The sequence below is a fragment of the Halodesulfovibrio spirochaetisodalis genome (assembly GCF_001672295.1).
Taxonomy (GTDB): Bacteria; Desulfobacterota; Desulfovibrionia; order Desulfovibrionales; family Desulfovibrionaceae; genus Halodesulfovibrio; species Halodesulfovibrio spirochaetisodalis.
This window is the reverse complement of the sequence record NZ_JXMS01000015.1, coordinates 1-21,835: the sequence shown is the minus strand read 5'-3', so window position 1 is coordinate 21,835 and position 21,835 is coordinate 1. Positions and strand designations below refer to the sequence as shown.

At 44.5% G+C, this 21,835-nt stretch carries 18 protein-coding genes and 1 tRNA gene; 7 read left to right on the top strand and 12 right to left on the bottom strand.

Translation table 11 applies throughout. The annotated features are described in order from the left end of the window. Positions 1–504: 504 nt before the first annotated feature. The gene (locus SP90_RS09595) at positions 505–2,517 is read left to right on the top strand and encodes a methyl-accepting chemotaxis protein (RefSeq protein ID WP_197498786.1); all 2,013 of its coding nucleotides are present in this window, start codon (positions 505–507) and stop codon (positions 2,515–2,517) included. A gap of 83 nt (positions 2,518–2,600) precedes the next feature. Here SP90_RS09595 and SP90_RS09590 read toward each other — a convergent pair whose 3' ends face one another. Then, positions 2,601–3,200 carry a TetR/AcrR family transcriptional regulator gene (locus SP90_RS09590; RefSeq protein ID WP_066855087.1) on the bottom strand — a complete coding sequence of 200 codons (600 nt, stop codon included), beginning with the start codon at positions 3,198–3,200 and terminating at the stop codon, positions 2,601–2,603. Between the two features lie 168 nt (positions 3,201–3,368). Between SP90_RS09590 and SP90_RS09585 the strand changes: the two genes are divergently transcribed. Continuing rightward, positions 3,369–4,169: an EFR1 family ferrodoxin gene (locus tag SP90_RS09585; RefSeq protein WP_066855084.1), complete on the top strand. Its 801-nt coding sequence runs from the start codon at positions 3,369–3,371 to the stop codon at positions 4,167–4,169. 110 nt (positions 4,170–4,279) lie between these two features. Here the strand turns inward: SP90_RS09585 and SP90_RS09580 are convergent, their stop codons facing one another. The 3 genes from SP90_RS09580 to SP90_RS09570 form a co-directional block, all read right to left on the bottom strand. Then, positions 4,280–6,346, bottom strand: coding sequence for a DUF1365 family protein (locus tag SP90_RS09580; RefSeq protein ID WP_066855081.1), 2,067 nt, complete (start codon positions 6,344–6,346; stop codon positions 4,280–4,282). After that, positions 6,343–7,644, bottom strand: coding sequence for an NAD(P)/FAD-dependent oxidoreductase (locus SP90_RS09575; protein WP_082936380.1), 1,302 nt, complete (start codon positions 7,642–7,644; stop codon positions 6,343–6,345). The genes SP90_RS09580 and SP90_RS09575 overlap by 4 nt, the downstream gene beginning before the upstream one ends. A gap of 72 nt (positions 7,645–7,716) precedes the next feature. Further along, complete coding sequence (locus SP90_RS09570; protein ID WP_082936379.1) at positions 7,717–8,217, bottom strand: DUF2062 domain-containing protein; 501 nt, start codon at positions 8,215–8,217, stop codon at positions 7,717–7,719. An 83-nt stretch (positions 8,218–8,300) separates the two neighbouring features. On the opposite strand from SP90_RS09570, the gene SP90_RS09565 reads away from it, so the two are divergent. Together SP90_RS09565 and SP90_RS09560 are read left to right on the top strand one after the other, a co-directional pair. Beyond that, positions 8,301–9,074 (top strand): SDR family NAD(P)-dependent oxidoreductase, encoded by a 774-nt coding sequence (locus SP90_RS09565; protein WP_066855070.1) that lies wholly within the window; start codon positions 8,301–8,303, stop codon positions 9,072–9,074. Then, complete coding sequence (locus tag SP90_RS09560; protein WP_066855067.1) at positions 9,074–9,589, top strand: DUF3833 family protein; 516 nt, start codon at positions 9,074–9,076, stop codon at positions 9,587–9,589. The genes SP90_RS09565 and SP90_RS09560 overlap by 1 nt, the downstream gene beginning before the upstream one ends. Positions 9,590–9,731: 142 nt before the next feature. Here SP90_RS09560 and SP90_RS09555 read toward each other — a convergent pair whose 3' ends face one another. From SP90_RS09555 to SP90_RS09530, 6 genes are all read right to left on the bottom strand, one after another. Beyond that, on the bottom strand, positions 9,732–10,055 hold the full coding sequence (locus SP90_RS09555) for a DUF6694 family lipoprotein (protein WP_066855064.1): 324 nt from the start codon (positions 10,053–10,055) through the stop codon (positions 9,732–9,734). 185 nt (positions 10,056–10,240) lie between these two features. Next, positions 10,241–11,425 carry an ATP-binding response regulator gene (locus SP90_RS09550; protein WP_197498785.1) on the bottom strand — a complete coding sequence of 395 codons (1,185 nt, stop codon included), beginning with the start codon at positions 11,423–11,425 and terminating at the stop codon, positions 10,241–10,243. A gap of 21 nt (positions 11,426–11,446) precedes the next feature. Next, positions 11,447–13,849, bottom strand: coding sequence for a sensor histidine kinase (locus SP90_RS09545; protein WP_082936377.1), 2,403 nt, complete (start codon positions 13,847–13,849; stop codon positions 11,447–11,449). 223 nt (positions 13,850–14,072) lie between these two features. Next, positions 14,073–15,194: an HlyD family secretion protein gene (locus tag SP90_RS09540; protein WP_066855055.1), complete on the bottom strand. Its 1,122-nt coding sequence runs from the start codon at positions 15,192–15,194 to the stop codon at positions 14,073–14,075. 1 nt (position 15,195) lies between these two features. Further along, on the bottom strand, positions 15,196–15,576 hold the full coding sequence (locus tag SP90_RS09535) for a DUF3302 domain-containing protein (RefSeq protein WP_066855052.1): 381 nt from the start codon (positions 15,574–15,576) through the stop codon (positions 15,196–15,198). Between the two features lie 298 nt (positions 15,577–15,874). Next, positions 15,875–16,747: a LysR family transcriptional regulator gene (locus SP90_RS09530; RefSeq protein WP_066855049.1), complete on the bottom strand. Its 873-nt coding sequence runs from the start codon at positions 16,745–16,747 to the stop codon at positions 15,875–15,877. A gap of 140 nt (positions 16,748–16,887) precedes the next feature. Between SP90_RS09530 and SP90_RS09525 the strand changes: the two genes are divergently transcribed. From SP90_RS09525 to SP90_RS09515, 3 genes are all read left to right on the top strand, one after another. Beyond that, the gene (locus SP90_RS09525; RefSeq protein ID WP_066855047.1) at positions 16,888–18,090 is read left to right on the top strand and encodes an oxidoreductase; all 1,203 of its coding nucleotides are present in this window, start codon (positions 16,888–16,890) and stop codon (positions 18,088–18,090) included. A gap of 431 nt (positions 18,091–18,521) precedes the next feature. Next, positions 18,522–18,926, top strand: coding sequence for a helix-turn-helix domain-containing protein (locus SP90_RS09520; RefSeq protein ID WP_066855043.1), 405 nt, complete (start codon positions 18,522–18,524; stop codon positions 18,924–18,926). A gap of 68 nt (positions 18,927–18,994) precedes the next feature. Continuing rightward, entirely contained in the window at positions 18,995–19,384 is a 390-nt protein-coding gene (locus SP90_RS09515) for a VOC family protein (RefSeq protein WP_066855040.1), read from the top strand. 242 nt (positions 19,385–19,626) lie between these two features. Here SP90_RS09515 and SP90_RS09510 read toward each other — a convergent pair. Continuing rightward, a tRNA-Arg gene (locus SP90_RS09510) sits at positions 19,627–19,703 on the bottom strand. Between the two features lie 329 nt (positions 19,704–20,032). Continuing rightward, on the bottom strand, positions 20,033–21,670 hold the full coding sequence (locus tag SP90_RS09505) for an LTA synthase family protein (RefSeq protein WP_197498784.1): 1,638 nt from the start codon (positions 21,668–21,670) through the stop codon (positions 20,033–20,035). Positions 21,671–21,835 lie beyond the last annotated feature (165 nt).

Below are 21,835 nucleotides of genomic sequence, written 5' to 3'. Positions count from 1 at the left end.
CTAACGTTCAATCTCCTTGAAATGTTATGATTAATAAAGACCTTCCGGCCTGTCGGGGGGTCTTTTTTTGTTCACAAGAGTGATGCGTAAATGTTTTTTTATTGTAAGTCGACATGATAAAAAACGATTCAAAGAAAAATGTATTAATTTTCATTATCTTACCGATAAGTAAACACTGTACACAACTGAAGTGCACAGTCAGCGGATGTACCATAATCTAACTGGGAGGTGACTCAGAAAGATACGCTCAAGAGAGCAAGTGAGTGTTTATTAGCGCAGAAAGAGGATGCTTCAGCTGGCACCTAAGTATCCTTACGTAGTTTGTTAGAGTGTATAGGGCTAAGTATTGCTGAGTATGTGTACTGCTCACATATATTCAGATTGGAAGTCCGGTGACTAGGTGTGGTAAACTTGGAGGAGTCACAAATGCTTGGAACAATTCGAGCCAAAGTAACTGCGGCCTTGATAGTCTCGTGTTTGATATCGGTCGTGGTGGTTTCTATAATGTCGTATACGCTGCTTTATGAAAAAGCTCGTGAAGATTTTACAAAAGAAGCTGAGCAAAGCGCTCAGCTTGTAGATAACTATGTTTCTTTGTTTATGAAGTCTACGCAGAGTGATGCAGAGCAATTAGCAAAGACACCATTGGTGAAGCAAGCCATTGGGAAGTTACAAACATTTTATAATGCAAAAGAAGATAGTGCGAGTTCACAGGAAGCAACTAACCCTGACCAAAAAAAGATTAGTTCCCTTTTTAGTAATATTCGTAAAACGCACTCCAGCTATGGCATTGTTTTTTTAGGGATGGCAGATGGAGGGTATATTCAAGAACCGGACGATCGAGTCGGAGCAGGCTATGACCCTCGAAAGCGTCCTTGGATGATGGAAGCACTGGCAGAAACAGCGCCAGCATCTGTTTCAAGTGCTTATATGAGTACATTAGGGTATCCCGTAGCCAGTGCAATAGCCAAAGTACTGGATGATTCTGGCAAAGCAATAGGTGTGGCAGCTATTGATCTTGAGTTATCTATGCTAGTGGATGTGATGGATACTATTAAGCTGGGACGCACAGGGCGTGTTGCCTTACTTGAACAAAATGGGACTATTCTGGCGTATCCAGGGAATAAAGACATTACCATGAAGCGGTTAGGAAATACTTCTGTCGCAGGCCTTGATTCTCTTTCTGATAAAGGAGATGGAATCTATGAAGTGACGATTGGCGATGTCTCGAAGTTGGCATATGTTCATAATATTAAGGCGTTTAAATATAAGCTTATTATCTTAAAAGATATGGGTGAAGTTCTTGAAAGTGCCGACCAGACTGCTCAGTCAATATGTATTGTCGGCTCCATAATCACAATAATTCTTGGGCTACTTGGCTACTTATTGGCACGATCAATTGTAGCTCCGTTAAATGTAATGGTGCAGAGAGCTAACGCTATCAAGAACGGTGAATATGGCAACCCGCCTTCAACTGAGTTATTTAGTGGTGAATTGCTTGAGTTAAACACTGCCTTGCGTGCTATGGTAATGAGTTTGGTAGAAGCTCTTGAAATGGCGGAACAAAAATCAAGAGAAGCAGAAGAGCAGACTAGCAGAGCAACTGAGGCGCTTGAGGCTGTTGAGAAAGCACAGCGTGAAACAGAGATTGCTCGCCGTGAAGGAATTATGCAGGCCGCACAACAGCTTGAAGCAGTTGTTGCTGGCGTTTCAGCTGCATCAAGTGAATTAGCTGAGCAGATAGATCAAACGCGTATTGGAACAGAAAATCAGGCAGCAAGAACTGGTGAAACTGCTACTGCAATGGAAGAAATGAATGTAGCAGTTGTTGAGGTCGCCCGTAGTGCCTCTGATGCTGCCACACACTCTGATAATGCAAGAGAACAAGCAGAGAAAGGTTCTGAAACAGTGAAGAATGTAATCTCGGCAATTAATGATGTTGCAGAGCGTTCAGCTGTTATGAAATCGCGTTTGGGCACTCTTGGTGAGCAGGCTGTCGGCATTGGGAAAATAATGACAGTTATTACAGATATTGCTGATCAGACAAACCTACTTGCATTAAATGCTGCCATTGAAGCAGCCCGTGCAGGTGATGCAGGTAGAGGGTTTGCTGTGGTTGCTGATGAAGTCCGTAAACTTGCTGAAAAAACAATGCAGGCAACAAATGAAGTTGGAGATGCTGTCAGCGCAATTCAAAATGGTACTCGTGACAATATTGAGGCTATGGATCAAGCGACGGAAGCTGTTGATCGCAGTACAGCGTTGGCAAGCGATGCAGGAACCGTTCTGGATTCAATGATGAATTTGATTGAAGGCTCTGCAGACATGGCGCGTACAATTGCGACAGCTTCAGAGCAGCAATCTGCAACCAGTGAAGAGATAAATCAGGCTGTCGAGGAAGTAAGCCGGCTAGCAGAAAATATGGCCTCTTCTGCTACTGCTTCTGTCCGTACCATGAGTCACATGGAGAAGCTGACAAATGATCTGCGTAGAATTATAAATGAGTTACAACAATAGCAGCGGCTATTTTGTTGGGACGCTGTACTCCCTATTGAGCAAGTAACACAAGGACACCCGATAATTTTCAGATTGTCGGGTGTTCATTTTTTACGGCATGCAGGGTTTTCCTGAACTAATAGAAGAAGTTGTTCTGTAAGGTTATCGGCAAAGTGGGTATCCAGCGGAGCATGACCGGTAAGTAGGCGATACCACATTGGGCCGAAGATAAGATCAATAAGTAGATCAGAGTCGCAGATTGGGCTTACCTCTCCTGTCTCTGTAGCATGCAGAAGCATGGAGTGTACGATTTGTCTGCGCTTGTTGGTAAAATTTTCACGAAATCGTTCTCTAAATTCTTTGTCTTTCTGGGCATGTGCCATAAGAAAACGAAGGTGAGCACCACCCCATTCATTTAAGGTTTGCACGGACTGTCGTAAGAAGAGTTGAAGATTCCTTGCAAAAGGTGCCTCGTGATGCACACAGATTGCAGAATCTGCCTCGCGTAGAACAACATCCAGTACAATGTCTGCAACACTTGGCCACCAACGGTATATTGTTGGTCTGCCTACGTTGGCCTGTTTGGCAATTGCCTCGATAGTGACTCCATTGCCGCCTTTTTCTGTCAGTAAGTTATGCGTGGCTTCAAGAATGGCCTCTTGTGCTAATTCGCAACGAGGGCGCCCCCTTTTTCCTTTTGTCATATCTTCCTCTTTGTGCTGTGTGTGGTAACTTTCTGCCATACTTGACAAATATTTTCAAATTAATTTACGTTACATTCTGTAATTAAAATCTGTCATGCTTTGTAATGATCAGAAAGCAATGAGTCTAATGAATAGAAATAGTGTAATGAAGTTCGCGGGGTAAATACGATGAATGTGGATTCTGTAACGGCTGTGTATTTTTCACCAACAGGGACATCAAGAAAAATTACAGAAGGAATTGTTAAGGGAATTAAGCCTGCTAGAAGTAACGTGGTAGATTTAACTGATGCTGAAAGGCGGATGATGCCTTTACACGTTTCAGAGAAAGACCTTCTTGTGGTCGCAGTTCCTGTGTATATGGGGCGGGTTCCGGCTTTGGTAACAGAGTGGCTATCAACACTGACGGCACGGAAGACCCCTGTGGTTTGTGTTGTTGTGTATGGTAACCGCGTATATGATAATGCGCTGCTGGAACTTAAAGATACTCTGGCTGCTCGTGGTTGTGTACCAGTTGCTGGTGCCGCATATGTCGGTGAGCATTCATTTTCTAGTGAAGAAATCCCAGTTGCGCATGGACGGCCTGATAGCAGTGATCTGGCTCATGCCGAAGCATTTGGCAGAGCTGTTCGGGACAAAATGGATGCTGTTGCAGATTCTTCAGCTATGCCTGAACTGCATGTTGCGGGTAGCCGTCCGTATGAAGGGATGACCACATTGTGGGATGTGGATTTTATTGAAGTCGCGGATAGCTGCACGCAGTGTGGTGTGTGCGCGCAAATTTGTCCTTTGGGAGCAATAGATACTCAGAACAGTGCGTTGGTTGATATAGCGCAGTGTATCACTTGCTGTGCATGTATTAAGCGTTGCCCTCAGCAAGCAAGGAGCATCAAGCCAAGTCTGGTAAAGGATGCGTCGCTTAGACTGAACAAACTGTTTAGTGCTCCAAAACAACCGGAGAATTTTTTATAGATAATCATAAGTTCCGGCCATCATGCTGGAATATGTTATGAATGAAAAGGACTTACAAGTGTATTTGTAAGTCCTTTTTCAATAAATATGTTTGACATATTGAAGTGTGATTACATTTTCAGCGTGTGTTCTGCGTGCGTTAGCAGGATATGCAAGTCATCAATGTGGCCTTGCAGAAATCCCGCCTCACAACTGGCCAGATAGTAATTCCATGTCCGCTTGAATTCCTCGTCAAATCCCAGCTGTTCTACATCAGACCATGAACTGTTGAACTTTTCCCGCCACTGGCTGAGCGTATTGGCGTAGTGTTGCCCATATGCGTCGACTCTTTCTAGCGCAAGGCCAGTATTACCGGAAACAACCGTACAAATACGACTTAAGGAAGGAAGCTCGCCCCCGGGGAAAATATGCTTACGTAGCCAGTCGGTTCTGCAGCAATAGCGGTTATATAAAGAGTCTTTAATGGTGATCGTTTGTATTGCAATTTTGCCCTTGGGATTGAGGAGTTTTTCCAGTTGCTGAAAATATTCTGCATGGAATTTATGCCCGACTGCTTCCAGCATTTCAATGGAAACTATTTTGTCGTACTGTGATGTAAGGTTCCGATAATCAAGCAATTGTATGTCGACGAGGTGTTCTAGCCCTGCCTGCTGTATGCGCTGTGTTGCGTAGTCATATTGCTCTTGCGATAAGGTGACTCCAGTAACTTTGCATCCACGTTCTTTTGCGGTTTGTTCTGCAAATCCACCCCATCCGCAGCCGACTTCAAGCACATGATCTGTCGCGCTGATTCCGGCTTTGTCAGCGAGTTCTCTGTTTTTTCTGAGTTGTGCTTCGGTAAGATTTTCATGCACATTATCGGGTTCAAGGAACAGTGCGCAGGAATACGTCAGTGTTGGATCAAGGAAGCAGCGGAACAGGTCGTTTGAAAGATCGTAGTGTGCTGCAATATTAGCTTTGGAACCTGCCTGATCATTATGCGGGGCAGTTGCATGCACTTGTTTACGTACTAAACCCGTTCCATATGCCCATATATTTTGTAAAAAATTACTCGAAGTCGCATATATTTTCCTATTTTTTAAAAAAAATTGGATGAGACTCACCACGTCTTTAGACTCCCAGAGTTTCTGGGTGTAGCCTTCTCCTAAACCAATATCTCCGTGCAAAAGTATGTTTCGAAAAAGTGCATACGAATGTACTGAAATACTCGCGGTGGGGCCGGGGAGTGTGCCTGTAAAATGCACCGACGTGTCGTCCGGTAGTATGAGGGTGAGTTGTCCGTACCGGACTTTGTTTAGCACGCGCTTGATGATAGCGAAGGCGAGTTTGTCTTTTCGGGATATGGTAGTCTTGTGGCGAATTGTCATATCGTTGTCCGGTTCCGGTTTAGGATGATAGCGGATGCCTTTGCCCAGATGAATTTTACCGGCTTGCCACAGAATACGCGGCATTGTGAGGTGTGTGGTGAAGGGCTTGGTTACAACTGTCTTCAACAATGTCGCATCTGCCAGAGGAAACCGTTCCTCTTCGATGAGCGTTGCTTCGAAAGCTTTTGTGGTGTCGTGGTAAAGCGTGACGGTAACATCGAGAGTTTGGCGTATGTCCTCAAATGAGAATGCATAGCTGCCCTGCATGTCCATAAACGGAGAGACGTGAAATTGCTTCGGGCTGCTGTACTGTGCGGGGAACACATCGGTTGAGGCAGTGGGATGGGAGGTATCATTTTCCTGAGATAGCTCCGCTTTTTTTGCCATACTACCTGAACCGGGAAGTATGTAGATGTGTTTCTCACCAAAGGTGTTGTTCACTTCAGCAGCGCAACCGTGAAGCGCCTCATCACGAAAAATCCAGTAGAAGCATACGGGGTTGAAGGCATAATTCAAAAAGCGGGCAGAGGTTACAAGAAAGACAGTGTCAGTAGCTCTTAGCTCAACGTTTTTTGCAGAAAAAAGATGTGTAAGCTTTGTGCGAATGGTTTCGGAGCCGCGTTCAAGGTAATCGGCATCGTGAAGTGAAAGCAGGCGCTTTTTGTTGTGTCCGAAGAGTCGTAACTGTGTGTTCAGTAGCGGCAGCTCGTCTATATCAAATAAACAGGTGTAGAGCGGGTATGAAAAGCTATGTTCTTTAGGTGTGAACCGCTGGTGCTGAACACGGCATGTGAGTAACCGGCTGTTCATAGCGATTCTCCAAAATGCCGTGCAACTCTTGCACCCGATGCTGCGCCGTCTTCATGAAATCCGTATCCGTGGTATGCGCCGCAAAAAAATGTCCTGTTTATGCCGTTCAACTTTGGTAGATCGTTCTGTGAGGCAATAGCATCAAGGGAGTACTGGGGGTGGGCAAAGTGCTTATCCTCAAGCAGCGTGTTGAGTTTCGGTTCCCGTACTGGATTAAGCGTAACAACGTATGCTTTGTCGGCAGCAATATTTTGCAGACGGTTCATATAGTAACTTACTCCGACACTACCTTGCTTTTTTTGTAGTGGATCACGGATTACATTCCATGAAGCCCGTCCGGCAGCTTTGGGAGGAAGAAATGAGTCGTCAGTATGAAGAACCACGCGGTTGTCTGCATACATCCACGGGGAGAGCAACGTGTGCTCTTGTTCTGTAGGATTGGTCAAAATACGTAACGAAACATTGGCGTGTGTTGCCAGAACAACTGTATCAAACTCTCCGCTTCCTTTGTCGGTCATTACATGTACATGGCTTGCGTGGCGTGTAACTGAGGTCACCGCTGTGCCTGTGTGAATATCTCCTGAAAATTGTTTGCGAAATGCCCGGACATACGTATCACTACCGCCCTCAATGTAATACCATTGCGGGCGCATTGTATATTCAAGCAATAGATGGTTATCAAAAAAGTGCACCAGTGTTTCAGCGGGGAATGATCTTATGTCCCCCTCCGGTGTTGACCAGATGGCCTCTGCCATAGGGAGCAGATAGTTCTGGGTAAAATAATTGCCGTATTTTTGAGTGCGGAGATATTCACCAAGCGTTTTTCCCGAGAGCTTTCCGGCAAGCAATGCCTGCTTTGCTTCAACGCCGAATTTGCGAATACCGTACAGCATCTTCCAGAAATCAAGCGAGATGATGTTCTTTTTATGAGCAAAAAGCCCTCGTAGCCCTGTGCCTGCGTACATAAAATCAGTCTCAGGATTATAGAAGGCAAACGACATGTTCGACTTGGCGCGCTTTACGCCCAGTGCGTTAATAAAGGCATTGAAAACAGGATAATTGGGGATGTTGAAAACAATGAATCCCATATCAACAGGAAGCGTTTTTTCTTCTCCAGAGGGGGAGTGGGCTGGAACTCTGGCTGTATAGGTGTGTCCCCCAAGGTGTGCTTCTTTTTCGAAAATGGTCACACGATTACGGCGTGAAAGCAGGTGAGCTGCAACAAGACCGGAGATGCCTCCGCCTATGACAGCAACCTTCAGTCCTCCCGCTGTGTACGCTATTTTTTCTTGTGACATGGCAACGTTATACAACAGCAAATAAGCTATGGAAAGTATTGGCGGGAAGTTATCAGCGAGTAGCCGTAAAGGTTATTGTCTGTTTTTTTGTCGCATTTTTTGAAGGAGAACTGTGACGGGATAATAGCAGGCAGGAGCGACAAAAAGCCATGCAAACATCCAGCCCAGAATTGCATGCAGCAGAGGGATTCCAAGGATAGCAAAAGAACCGATAGGGTCGGTGAAAACAATAGTCAGGATTTCCGGAACGGAGGTTTCAAAATGCGGAACGCCGAGCAAGGTTTCGCCTAGACGAAGAAAAGGGATCATCAAAAGATATTGAAGAGGGCTGAATACAATACTTACTCCTGAAACAATGGCTTTATTGCATCGGGTTATCCACGAGAGCAAAATAGCCATAATAGGATTTGTCCCGATTTGCGGCCAGGAAGCAGAGATCAGCCCAAGGATGCAAGCCATCGTTACCTTAGGCATTGTTGTCCCTATTGAGAGCTCACGAAGTATCGGGGCGCGAACTCTTCGACGCCAGAATCGGACAGGCCAGCTTGGTTTGGTGGAGTGAGAGGAGGACATACAAAAGCTATATCCTTTTTTCAGGGGAAAAAATATGCTAACGTTGCGGCTTGAATCCTTTCTTTAACTTACGGGGATTTCTCGTGCAGCACGTACAAACAATCTGGCTTACAGGAGCCTCCCGCGGCATAGGTGAAGCGCTGGTGAAGCGGTTTGTTGCAGGAGGCAAGCAGGTCGCCATAACCTCTCGCAATAACGAAGCGTTAGTAAAAGTTGCCCAACCATTCGGAAACTCAGGACAGGTATTGTGTGTTCCTGCAGATGTTACTGACGAGCAGGAACTGATGCTCGCATATACTCATGTGAAAGAAGCCATGGGGGTGCCCGATTTAGTTGTGGCTAATGCTGGAACACATATTAATATGCCTGCCAGCGAAATAACGTTTGAAAAGTGCAGGCAGCTTTTCGAAATTAACCTGCATGGTGCTGTTGCAACGCTGCTTGCACCGCTCCCTGATATGATGGAGCGAGGAAGCGGGCACCTTGCCGGAGTTGGCTCGCTCTCATCCTACAGAGGACTGCCATTGGCAGCAGCTTATGGAGCCACCAAAGCGGGACTGAATAACTTTTTGCAAAGCCTGCAATTTGATGTTGAGACCTATGGAATTTCAGTTACCGCAATCAATCCCGGTTTTATTAAAACCCCCCTTACTGATTTGAACCCGTATCCTATGCCCATGCGTATAAGCACCGAACGTGCAGCTGAATATATCTGGAACGGCCTTGCAAAACAAAAGGCAGAAATTCATTTTCCATTTGCGTTTTCATGGGCATGCAAGCTGCTGAGAGTGTTACCGTACCCTGCGTACCATTATCTGGTTCGCACTATCACCGGCAGTAAAAACAGGAGAGGGTGATGAGTACTTTTTTTGATGGCAGATCAAACATTACAGCTCAAAGCAATGCTGCTGGCGGAGAACCCTTTGCACTTGAAGAATTTTTTGCAGGAGAATTGGCAGCACATGGGGTCATGCTTGGAAGAAACGGAAGAGTTCTCCGGTCATTTACTGCTGTGATGCATGGCTCCTGGCAACAAAACACAAACGGGATGCAGGGGCATCTGACAGAAAATTTTGTCTTTGATAACGGGGAGAAAATGCAGCGCTTCTGGGAATTCGTAGGTACCGGTGACAAGCAGTTTGAAGGAACGGCAGCCGATGTTCAGGGCGTTGCAGAATTGGTCTGGTATGGCAATGCGTTGCGAATGGATTACACGCTTGTGGTGCCGTTTAAAGGAAGAACGCTGGCTGTACAGGTTGAGGACTGGTTGTGGCGCATGAATTCTGAGGTTGTTGTGAACAAAAGCATCATGCGTAAGTGGAGATTTCGTGTAGGTGAAATTATTACGACCATTATCAGGAAGGATGAATAACCTACGTAAGTACCATGAACTGTAAGTACTCAGTATGAGTAAAAAAAGGAACTATGTATTGGTCATAAATAACGTAGTTCCTTTTAATAATTACTTGTATTTATCGTTTGAAGAGCCTGTGATGCATTATGCAATACGGGCTTTATTCTTTTTCTTCGGTAATCTTATCCTGACCGGTTAATACGAGAATATCGTTTGCGGTTTTGCCATCCATCGCTGCGTAGACTTTCTTTTGGATGCCGGATGCTGAAAGTGTACCTTCCAGCGTTGCTTCAAGTGTCTTTTTTACTTTGAAAACAGCAAAAGCAGCTTTAACTCGTAATTTATCTTTCTCCGGAACATCATCCATTACTTTTTGGTATGAAGCAGTGAAAGCTTCCTCTGAAGTGCCATCAATTGTTGGAGTGCATCCAGCTAGTATAAATACAAGAGTAAATGGAATGAAAAAAGAAATAACACGTTTCATATGTAGTCTTTTAGATAGAAAGTAGAGCATGCTGAAGAATGTATATAGCTGCCCTAAAAGTCAACTACACATTTGTTTACATAAACTAAGTGTGCTGTGGGGGACGACCCCTATTCAGTGACATATTGAATGCTGTTTGCAGCTACGTTCATGAGGTGCGTTTCAACTATCGGTCAGGACGGTTGCTAAGTGCTTTCTTCAGTGCTTGGTTCACTGCTGGAGCAAACAGGTATGACAATTTCAAATGTGCTTCCGTGCTCTTCAGAGCTGACAACAGATATTTCCCAGCCGTGTTCGTCCACAATTTTTTTGACGGTGCAAAGTCCCATGCCCACGCCGTCGGGGAGAGAAGAGAAGAACGGGTCGAAAATAAAGCTGATAATCTCTGACGAGATGCCGACGCCGTTATCTGCGACAGTAAGGATGCATCCTTCATTAAGAGGTGAAGCGGCAATAGTTATGTGGCAATGTTCTTTTTTGAATACCACTGCATTGAGTATGAGCTCCTCAAGCATACGGACAAAGAGTCCTTTGTCTGTTTCAATCATAAAGTCGTCAACAGTTACGGTCATGGTCGCAACGTCGGCTAACGCAATGTTTTTAGCAGCAAGTTGTTTTTCTGCTGCAGTATATGCTTCATTAATAAGATTTTTCAGCAGGATATGCTCTTTGATGCCACGTGTGAGTGAAGCATAGTCAGATACGGACGCTACAAGCGCTTCCAGACGGGAGGCTTCGGTTCTGATGGTACTTAGGTGCGACGTGGCATCTTCTCCGGCAGAAAGTTCTCTGACGGCGATATTGGCAAATCCTGCGATACTCATGGTTCTGTTACGAATCTGGTGGGCAACAGACATGGCAAGTTGCAATAGGCTGTTACGATTTGTTTCTATTGTTTTTAAATCTCGATACGAACGCAATGCTGTGGTTATGGTGACGTATAACTTTTGCGCTGTCAGTTCTGTTTTTTGCTTGTAGTCATTAATATCAAGTTCAGAAATAACCTTGTTTTCAGGTGCTTGTCCCGGTTGTCCTGTGCGTAGAATGATACGGGTAAAGGGGTTGTTTAATTCTTCGCGAATACGCTTTGCTACATCAAGACCAGTGTGGTTCTCTTCCATAACGACGTCGAGAAGCACAACGGCAATATCGTCTACTTCTTTCAGCAGCTCCATAGCCTCTTTTCCGCTATACGCACTGAGCATTTCCAGTCCGCGCCCTTCGAATGTGAAGTCGCTAAGCACCAGACGCGTGACAGTGTGAACCTCTTCCTCATCATCAACAATAAGTATCTTCCAAGGCTTAGGCTCATGGGCAACGGTTTCAAATTCTTTTTCATCAGCAAACAGCAGTTCGTCGGTACTTGTCACAGGATTTATCTCCTTTTAGGCTTAGCTCTTTGCTTCAGAGGGTGGTGCGGCAGGAAAGGTAATGATAAATTGAGCACCGTGGCCGAGTGTGCTGTGGCATGTAATGGTACCGCCCAGTCTGCGTGTCACAAGATTCCACACAATATGCATACCGAGGCCGGAGCCGCCGGTACCCATCTTTGTGGTAAAGAACGGTTCAAAAATGCGATGAATCTGTTCCTTGGTCATACCTTTTCCATTGTCTTTGTAATCGATGCTAATGTTACCATTTGTGCGGCTCAGGACAATTTCTACAATGCCGTTTTCCATTTCTTCAAAGCCGTGCACAAACGAGTTGCTTATCAGGTTGGATATGATTTGCATAATGACACCGGGATAGGTTTTAACAACGATTTTTTCGGCATCTCCTTTCGCATGCAGCTCAACAGTATGCGATGTACGCTTCCAGCGTGGACGTAAACTTGTGAGAACTTCGCCAAGGTATTCATATAAGTTAACCTCTCGGAGTACTTCAGAAGTTTGATCCACAGCAACCTGCTTGAAGCTTTGCACCAGGCTGGCAGCCCGCCGCAGGTTTGTGACTGTGGCAGTTAGCCCTTCTGTGGCAATTTGCATAAATTGTTCAAGTGTTGAACGTTTGAAGCTTCCTGCTTTATATTCTTCTTCAAGTTTTGTGAGGCGCTCTTGCAGGTATGTTGTACTTGTAAGACCAATGCCAAGCGGAGTGTTGATTTCATGAGCAACTCCGGCAACAAGACCACCCAGTGATGCTAGTTTTTCTGCTTCAACCAGTTGTTGCTGTGCACTTTGTAAATTTGTTACTGAGGCTTCTAATTCTGCCGTACGTTGGTGCACGCGCTCTTCCAGTTCCTGATTCAGCTTGGCTAGTTCGGCCTGTGTTTTTTTCAGATCCGTAACATCGGTGATAAATCCTTCCAGCACTGCCTCGTCACCATCTTCTTCTGTATCCTCCACATATCTCCCACGCTCCAGCACATGTCGCATTTTGCCGGATGAAGATTGTAGACGGTACTCAACAGTAAAGCTGTTGCTGTGTTCTAGTTGTTCATGAATGGCAGTTTTAGCATTGTCCCGATCATCCTCCACAATGAGGGAGGCAAACGAAACACCGCCATCTTCCAACAATTTTTCTGGGGGATATTCAACAAGCTCTTTGCTGCCGTCGCTGACAAAACGCATAAGCCAGCTAGAGCCGAATACGCTTCTGTAGGCCATCCCCGGCATATTTTTCAGGAGGATAGAAAACTGCATGCGGCTTTTGCGTAATTGTTTTTCAACAACTCTTCTGCGGGCAATGTGGATCATCTGGAGAAGAACAATGATGAACAGCACTGCAATGATGATCTCCACCAGAATAATATATTCACGGTACATTTCGAAAAATGAAACAGGTCGATCAAGGATAATGCTGCCTTCTGGCAGAGACGTTTCCGGAATGTTCCAGCGCACCAGTTCAGGATAGCGGAACATAAACCTGTTTGCACCGGTATGGAGAATAGGGATGCTGTTAATATCCGTACCGTTTAAGACACGCTTTGCCATTTTTGCAGCCGATTCTCCCTGAAAATAGCCGCTGATGACATCGCCTCCGACGACACCTTTGCGTAAGTTGAATCCTAACAGACAGTAAACAGGAACTGGCGTATCTGCTGTAAGCATTTCCCCTACTGTTTTTGACGGAAAGAAGCGTCCGTTGCTGTCTCGGAAATAGACTCCAAGCAGGACAGCAGTGTCGCTTTTCAGTGCAAGAAGTTTCTTGCGCAGTGCACTGATGGGCTCTTTAATATTGTGCTCAAATGTTATTCTGTCTTCGAGACCTTCTAGCCTTTTCATAAGGTACGGGCGCCAACTGTTGCCTGTTATGGAGTGGTCATTAACTACAAGAATTTTTTTAATATCAGGATGGTTGCGGAGCATTTGTTCCACTGTCGGGCGAGGCGAGGGGGCTTCTTCAACGCCTGTGATAAGTGGCGTTGTTTTTTGTAGGTCTGGTGGAAGGTTTGTTACTCCACAGAATACAACAGGAACATTGGGCCATAGTTCATCGCGATTGTTACGGAGGAAGTCAAAGGCGTAGTTGTCGGAAGAAATGATGATGCTGAAAGGGATGCCTTTGTATCGTTCCTTAAGCAGTTTTTTGAACGTGGCAAAATATGTTTTGGAGAACACCATCTTGGTGTCCATGTTTTCAATGTGGAGTATCAAGTCGTTTTTTTCAGGCTCCAGCACATCCTCTACAGCTCGGGTGATATTTTGCACCCATGTCATCCGTTGATGATACGAGTTTAATAACAACACATGCCGCGGGGCTTTTTGTGCATACACGGATGAGGGCAGCACGACCAAAGCTGCCCATAGGATTCCCAGTAAAATCGCATAAAAAGAGAGTCGTCGTTGTTTCATTCAAGTACCCTTCATCACCCGTTATTCAGGCTGCCATCAGTGTACGTTATGCACGCCGCCATCCCATTATTATAAAAAACGAACTGTCTTTAATTTTTCGTAAAATAGGAATGAAAATAAATTGTTGTTTTGAAAAACGCAGAGGGCGCGTTATGGCCGGTGCACTTAAGAACAGTAATCACGATTGGTATGTGCTGTATGGAATTGTACTGTAGGTGGGGAGTTACAGGGCTTCAAAGCAGACAATGTTTTTCCAGCTGACCATTCGTAGAAGTATTTGGCGAATTGGACAGAGAAATTCCATTTCGGTGCTGTAAACAGCCACAGCGACATTGCTGCCGAGAGGTAGGTTGTATTTGCTCATGTCTTCATCCAGTGTGATAAAAACGGGAACACGTCCGGCTTTATCGTCTCCTTCAAAGCGCATAAGTGTTCCACTTGGTTCAAGTTGGCCTTCGCCGAGCGCGTTCATAATTTTAGTAACACGTCCTCGAAAGGCGCGTCCCGGGAGTGCAGGAAAAATGACTTCAGCCAGATTTCCGATCTTAATGTTTTGCAGAGGGTTTTGTTTGAATTCACCTATAATGTAAGATGCATCGGCGGTAATAAATGTCATGACAGGTTTTAGTGGTAAGGGAACTGCCATCATTCCTGCACGCAGGCGTACTTGCGTTACAGAGCCGTTGGCTGGGGCACGAACGACAGTGCTTTCCAGATTGAACGCCGCAGTGTCCACATCTGCCTCAGCTTCTTGGATGACTGCTTGTTGCGTTTCAAATGCATCCAAACTTTTTTGCAGATTTGCTTTAGCCTTGGTTAGCTGTTCTTCTGCTTCAATGGCATTGGCGTTTGCCTGATCATACTCCTGCTTTGAAATTACTCTCTTTTCCCACAAGCTTCGTAAGCGTTTTTCGGTTACTGCAGCTAACTGATTTGCTGCATCAAATTTTTTAAGATCTGCCTTCGCACTTATGATGTTCTTTTGAACTTGTGCCAGTTGGGTCTTGGCTTCTGCAACTTTGGCTTTGGCGTTGTCATAGCTCGCTTTATAGGGTGTAGAGTCTATTTCAAAAAGGATGTCTCCTTTCTTTAACTGCTCGTTATCCAGAGCTTGTACACGGAGTACTTTACCGCGTACCTGCGGTACTATTGGAGTGGTTTGAAAATATATTCGACCTTCAGGAGTGTACGGGTGGAAGTAAGCCATGGTGAGAAATATTGAACCGACAACAAAAAAGCCACTGACAACAGCAGTTGTAACTGTCCATTTATTTACGGGTATTTTGAATATTTTGAATGCGGCAAAAACTAATGCTGCATAGGTGAGTTCAATAAGTATATCCATCTTACTCTTCCGCAGGTGGAGCTTCTTTACTTGAAGCAATTTCGCGTTCCAGCTCGGTAATGCGCATTCTGAGCTGAGCTATCTCGTCTTTTTCTTCAGCGTGGCTAACAAGGCCGTGTTCCAGAACATCATTTGTTTTATTACTTGTTCCCGGTTTATAAAGTAGAGCCCATATCCATAGCAGAGGCCAGATGACGTGGAGAAGAAAAAGGCTCAGCCAACCTGCAGCATGGATAGCATCTTGATGCGGGTGAGAACGTTTCTTTGCTATTTCGTATGGGATATCGTGTATAAATATAATGCCATAAATAAAAACGAGAAAAACGAAAACGAGCAACCCTGCACCAATCCAATCTAAGATGCGTGTTGTGGTCTCTATCATTTTCATTCCCCCGTTACCGTAGTTCTGATGAACAAATACAATATTCCTGAAAGTGTATCAGATTAGTATTTGCTGTGTGGCATTATCAGAACAAAAATAATATTTCTGGAATGGCAGGTAGCTCTTTTATTTATACGTGAATATGACCAGAAAAGAATTCAGGTCAAAAGAGATAGAAAAGGTAGTTGTGGTGGGCAAAAATATGAAAAAGATATGCAATTAAGCCACATAGATTCGATTGAATGTTTAGAAGAGCGAACTGCAGTGATCGTAAAAACGGTCTATCGTACTGTCCAAGCTATAAATTTTGCGGTGGCAGCAAGTTAAGATCAGAAAACTCATTGATAATGTGTTTGATCAGGTTCGACTGGATGCTGCTTTTATCATACGGCGGGTGGTACAGGCAGATATTTGCAGAAGGCAGTACCGGAAGTTTATCAGACGAGATTACGCGCAGATTGGGGGTAAATGTACTTGCGCCAATGGGTGCTATAGCAAGACCGGATTGCACTGCTGCTACTATTCCTGAAATGCTGGGACTGGAGTAGGCTATTCTGTAGCGTATGGAATTTTTTTCAAGTGCTTCAATTGCCCACTGGCGATTGATACATTCTTCATTGAACATTGCCAGCGGCAACGGCGATTCTCTTTCCGGTTCGGCATCGTGTGCACCAACCCAGACGAGTGCTTCTTTTCGTAAGAAAACTGCATCAGTTCCAATGGTTGCTGTGTTTCGTAAGCAAAGCTCCAACTTGCCTTGCTTTAGCATTTTTCGAAGAGAATCTGAGCGATCGCAGTGAAGATTGACCTGTACCAGAGGATATTTTTCAGCGAATCGCTTTAAAATTCGTGGGAAATACAAGGTGGCGTATTCTTCTGTTGTGCCAAGGGTAATCTGACCTTTTATGTGTGATTCAGAAAATGTTGCGATAGCTTCGTCGTGTAATCGAATGAGCTGGTTGGCATATTTCAGCAGAGACTTTCCATGCCTTGTTAATGTCACGCCGTGAGGAACACGCTCAAAAAGGGGTTTTCCTAACTCCGTTTCCAGCTTGCGGATTTGGTGACTGACTGCAGACTGCGTGAGACTGACTTTCTGTGCTGCCTGAGTAAAATTTTGTGTTTGTGCAGCAGCCACAAAGGTTTTTAATAAATCCGGCGTTAAGTTCATACTCATCTCCATTACAAGTATTCATATCTGAGATGATAGGTATTCGTTTGTTGAATGTCAAAAAATGGTGATTATGAAGGGGAATGCACAGGATATTTTGTTCTGCGCAATGTAATTCTCGAATAACACAGGAGTAAGGCATGTCGAACAGTGCAGATTCCAGAAATATCCTTGGAAGAACGTTGGAACTTCCATGTGGTGCAGTGCTAAAAAATCGTCTTGCAAAAGCGCCGATGTCTGATTCCCTTGGAAACGGAGAAGGCGGTCCAACAGAAGCTCAGATTCGTCTTTACGAACGATGGGCGGAAGGTGGCAGTGCATTGTCTATCGTTGGTGAAGTGCAGGGAGACTTTCGTTTTCCAGAAAGACCGGGGAATTTGTTGTTAGGGCTTAAAGAGAATCAAAACGCTCTTCGTCTGCTCACCAAACGGGCTACAGTTAACGGTGCGCATATATGGCCGCAATTGGGACATGCAGGTGCTCTTGCCTACTTACCTGTCAGTCAGCCTAAGGGGCCTTCTGCGTTAAGTATTGGTGATTTTACATGTGCAGGAATGTCCGCTGAGGAGATTAAAGCACTACCTGTTTCGTATGCCAGAGCAGCACTGGACGCAAAGGACGTCGGCTTCAGCGGTGTTCAGATTCATGCTGCGCACGGCTTTCTTTTGAGCCAGTTCTTATCCCCGTTGTTTAACCGCAGGTCTGATGGATATGGAGGCTCAATTGAGGCACGGTGCCGCATTGTCCTTGAAGTAATCAACGAGGTTCGGCGTGTTGTTGGGGCGGAGTTTCCCATAGGAATTAAAATTAATTCTACAGATAAGTTGGTTGGTGGCCTGACGCAGGAAGAAGCGTTGGAGGCACTGCGGTTACTAGATACTACCTCGCTCGATCTAATCGATATAAGCGGGGGGACGTATTTTCCTGGAGCAGCATCGTGCTCAGACAACTCCAGCAGTGAGCCATATTTTCTTGATTTCGCGCGAAGAGCAAAAGAACTGACTCAAATACCGTTAATGGTGACTGGAGGATTCAAAAAAAGTGAGCAGGCTGTGCAGGCCGTAACAGAAGGTGCAGCCGACATGGTGGGCGTGGGGCGTGCTATGGTGTTGAATCCTTGTCTTGCAGAAGAGTGGGTGCATAACAGTGGTATCGATCCGGAATTTCCCCGATTTGAATCGCCACCAGAAGGTGGAGTCACTGCATGGTATACAATGCGATTAACAGCGTTAGGAGAAGACGCTGAGAAAAATTACGATCTTGACGTGCTTTCTGCACTTCGCATTTATGAGGAACGCGATACAAAACGTGTTAGTATCTGGAAGAGGAAGTTTTCAGGTTGATGCTTACTAGCTAAAATTCCCAATGTATCAGAAGAAGTGCGGGGGGATTGCTAGTGCTTTTTTATGAAGAGTTAGGCTGCGATCTTGCTCTTGGAAATAGAGGATTTAATCGAGTTTTTATATTTACTTAGGCGTGTTCTGGAGGTTCGACTTTTGGTTTCGGAATCACGCCTCAGATTCTTCATTTTAAAGCATTACAGGAAACCTTGACGCAGAGCACTTGCCGGTGTTCTTCTTTGCTAGGATCCCTTGTGACGGTTGATGATGTGGGTGCTTCGACAAAATAAGCAGAGGAAGTTGGCGGAAAACTCATTCTTTTCCCATCACTGGCATCTTCGGAGTCGGGCGCTATTGTGTTATCGTGACCCGCAGGATGTCAGCCTGAACTTGATTACTTATAGGGCACAAGCAAAATAAGACAGGAACAAAGAATGCCTAAAGGTTGCAAAACATATTATGAGCAGGAAGTGGAGAGAATATTTGCGCATGCCCAGCTAGCTCAAAAGCCTTACCTACAGCTACGTCGGTCAAAACAATTTATGCAGACCAACTATCCGAAAAAAATAAGCATCACACAAATTGCAGAAGCCGCATTTCTCTCGTCATCGCACTATATTAGAATGTTCAAACAAGTTTATGGCATAACACCACGTCAATACTTACGTGACTTGCGAATATCAAAAGCCAAACAGCTACTTCAAGACGGAAGCTCTGCCACGCGGGCGTGCTTTGAAGTTGGATATGAAAGCCTCACAATGTTCTCGACAGCTTTCAAGCGGGCTACAGGGGTTTCGCCTAAAAAATATCAAAAGATGAATCTGCGCAATCTGGAATAAGTTTTTTGAACAACAAACAGCTACATTCAGTTTTTACACATTTGATGAAACGCAAGAGGTAAAATCACATGCTCAGAATCAACATTACCAGCGTCCCTGTAGACGACCAAGAAAAGGCTCTGGACTTTTATACAAATGTTTTGGGATTCCTTAAAAAAACTGAGGTTCCCATGGGAGAACATAAATGGCTTACCGTCGTTTCTCCTCTTGAACAAAGTGGCGTAGAACTATTGCTTGAACCCATGGCTTTTGAGCCAGCCAAAATCTACCAAAAAGCGTTGAAAGATGCTGGGATCCCATGGACATCTTTTGCAGTCGAGGACATCTACAAAGAGCACGAGCGGCTCTTAGCATTAAACGTCCATTTTTCCGTCCCCCCAAAGGAAGTGGGAGCAGTCATTATCGCTGTGCTGGATGACACCTGCGGAAATTATATACAGCTAGTCCAAACGTTATAACGTTTCACCCTGCCCCCCTTTTTTCTGCACAGAACAGTCTCAACATCCCTTCTGACGAAAACGCCCTGTCTCCGAAGAGTCAGGGCGTTTATTTTTTGTGGAGCTTTCAAGTAGAATTGAACTGCTGACTTCATCCTTACCAAGGATGAAGTATCCTTAGTTTGGTTGATAGTATCTTTGTATTTATCTAAAACGCAAAAAATCCCGCACAGGCAGCTGTGCGGGATTTTTACTTACGAAAATGGCGCGCCAGGAAAGATTCGAACTCTCGGCCGACGGCTTAGAAGGCCGTTGCTCTATCCAACTGAGCTACTGGCGCGCGTGAGGGATGTTGTCTATCGAACCTGCGTTTGACAGTCAAGTAAAAAAGCGTAGCAGACAGAAAAGTTTACGATTTTATAATGATAGTACACGAAGGTTTTGTTCTAATGAAGGACGTTTTGGTTAGTTTTTGTATTCTATGATGTTATAAAAAAGTAAGTATAGAAGCGCATTGGCGTGATTGTCTGAATTCGGTTGGAGTCCGTACACAAGTAGGCTTCGGCAGATCGGACATGCGTAAAGTACTGCAGAGAGTTTCAGCAATAAAAGAAATGCCCCCTTGGATGGAATGCCAAGGGGGCTTGTTCTTAAATAACTGCGGTACGATTAGTTCGTGAATAGTTTTGACAGATACTGTTCCCCATATAACATATCAAAGTGGATGAGTTCTAACTTGTCGGCATTATGCTCGTCACTGACGATAGAATCGATTCCACGAAGAGGGAAAAAGCTTTTCTTGAGCAACATGGTTGCAAGCTCGTAGGTAGCAAGGTCGGAATTTTTACCTGTCGGCAGCTGGCCTTTCGAGTCATACAGTAGATAAAAGAGTGAGCCTTTTTCTTTCCTCATTGAAGACAGTGGCGGGAGGTGGTCAGAGTACATTAACACCAGGGTCCTGCGAGGTAGCGTGTTGACCTGTTTAATGAAGGCAGCAAGATCGTTTTGTGTGTATCGGAGTCTGCTGAAATAGTTTGCAAGTCTTTTGTTTTCAGCATCACTGTTTTTGGAATTTACATTGAATGCAAACTTAGCGTGTTTTTCATCATATGGATGGTGAGGGATAAGCGTTAATGCATGCGCGAAAATAGGGTTCATTGACTTTTTCAGTTTGGAGAAGATGCTGCTGAACATGGTAGAGTCATGATAGAACCTCTTCACGCATATTGTCTTGTCTGGATAATTCTCACGAGTGTAGTATTTTTCAATACCCATTTCTTTGAACACTACGTTGCGGTTATAGAATTTCTGCGTCCCCATATGGTACGCAAATGACTGATAGCCCATCTCAGACAAAAAGCTCGGCAATGAATAAGTGTGTCTATTGATTTCCATAAATGGAACTCGAGTCGTTGGCAGAGATTTTAATGGAAGTGATGTAAGTACCTCATACTCGGCATTGGCTGTTCCGCCGGGAACACTCAGTCTGCCGTATAATGATTTTTTCTTTAATTCTTCTAAAAATGGAGTCGGGTAAGGCTCAACCTTAATGTCTGTAAGACGGCTTGGGTCAATCGTACTTTCAAGAAGCACTAAGACAATATTCGGTAATGTGTCCGGTCTCTCTTTACTGGAGGAATTGACAGGAAATGATTTCTGGATGGATGCGGAATACCCTTCAGGTGTCATTGATGCGGCTTTGTACAACTGGGAATAAAGGATTCCAAATGCACCATGACGCTTTAGGTTATCCATTTGATTATAAATGTCCGGTTCAACATTTTTCATTGCAAAGATGATTGTACCAACTCCAAGAAAAGGGAGGATAAGCATCCACGCATAAAATTTTTGCACCGGCTGTTTTTTCCAGAAAAGCAGAGAATAGACTACAAGCGTTATGCTGGAATATAAAAAGGTAAGCTGGGCTTCATGGATTTCCCAGAACTGAGAAATGTCAGAAAGTCCATCGACATTAAGAAGCTGCAACACCATTTGGAAGTCATAAAGCTGTAAAGGAATGCCCAGTAATTCTGTTTTGATGCAGGAGCTGAGTGAGATGCCTACAGCGACTAAGAATGTAAGTACGAATGATTGCTTTCTATTGAGAAAAAGAGAGAAAAGAAAGTAACAAAGAATGGCAGTGCCATATGTTACAAGGCTACCCCAGATGTTTTCATGTCTGATTGCAATAGAAAGAATAAATAAAAAGAATAGTTCACAAAGATGTTCGGGAATTGCTGCTGCAAATGCACAAATCTTGGAACCTATCGCCCTGTAATTCAAAACTACCCCTCCATAAAAAAACACATGATCCCCACATGTGATTATTGAGAACACCAAAGCACGTTTAGGAATTTATTACGTATGAGTCAGCAAGATAACTCAAATAAATTCTTAGATGGTATTTTCACGAGTTGCCTGAAAGCAGTATCCATCCAAAAGTTTAGTAAAAAATTTACTGCAAGAAATATG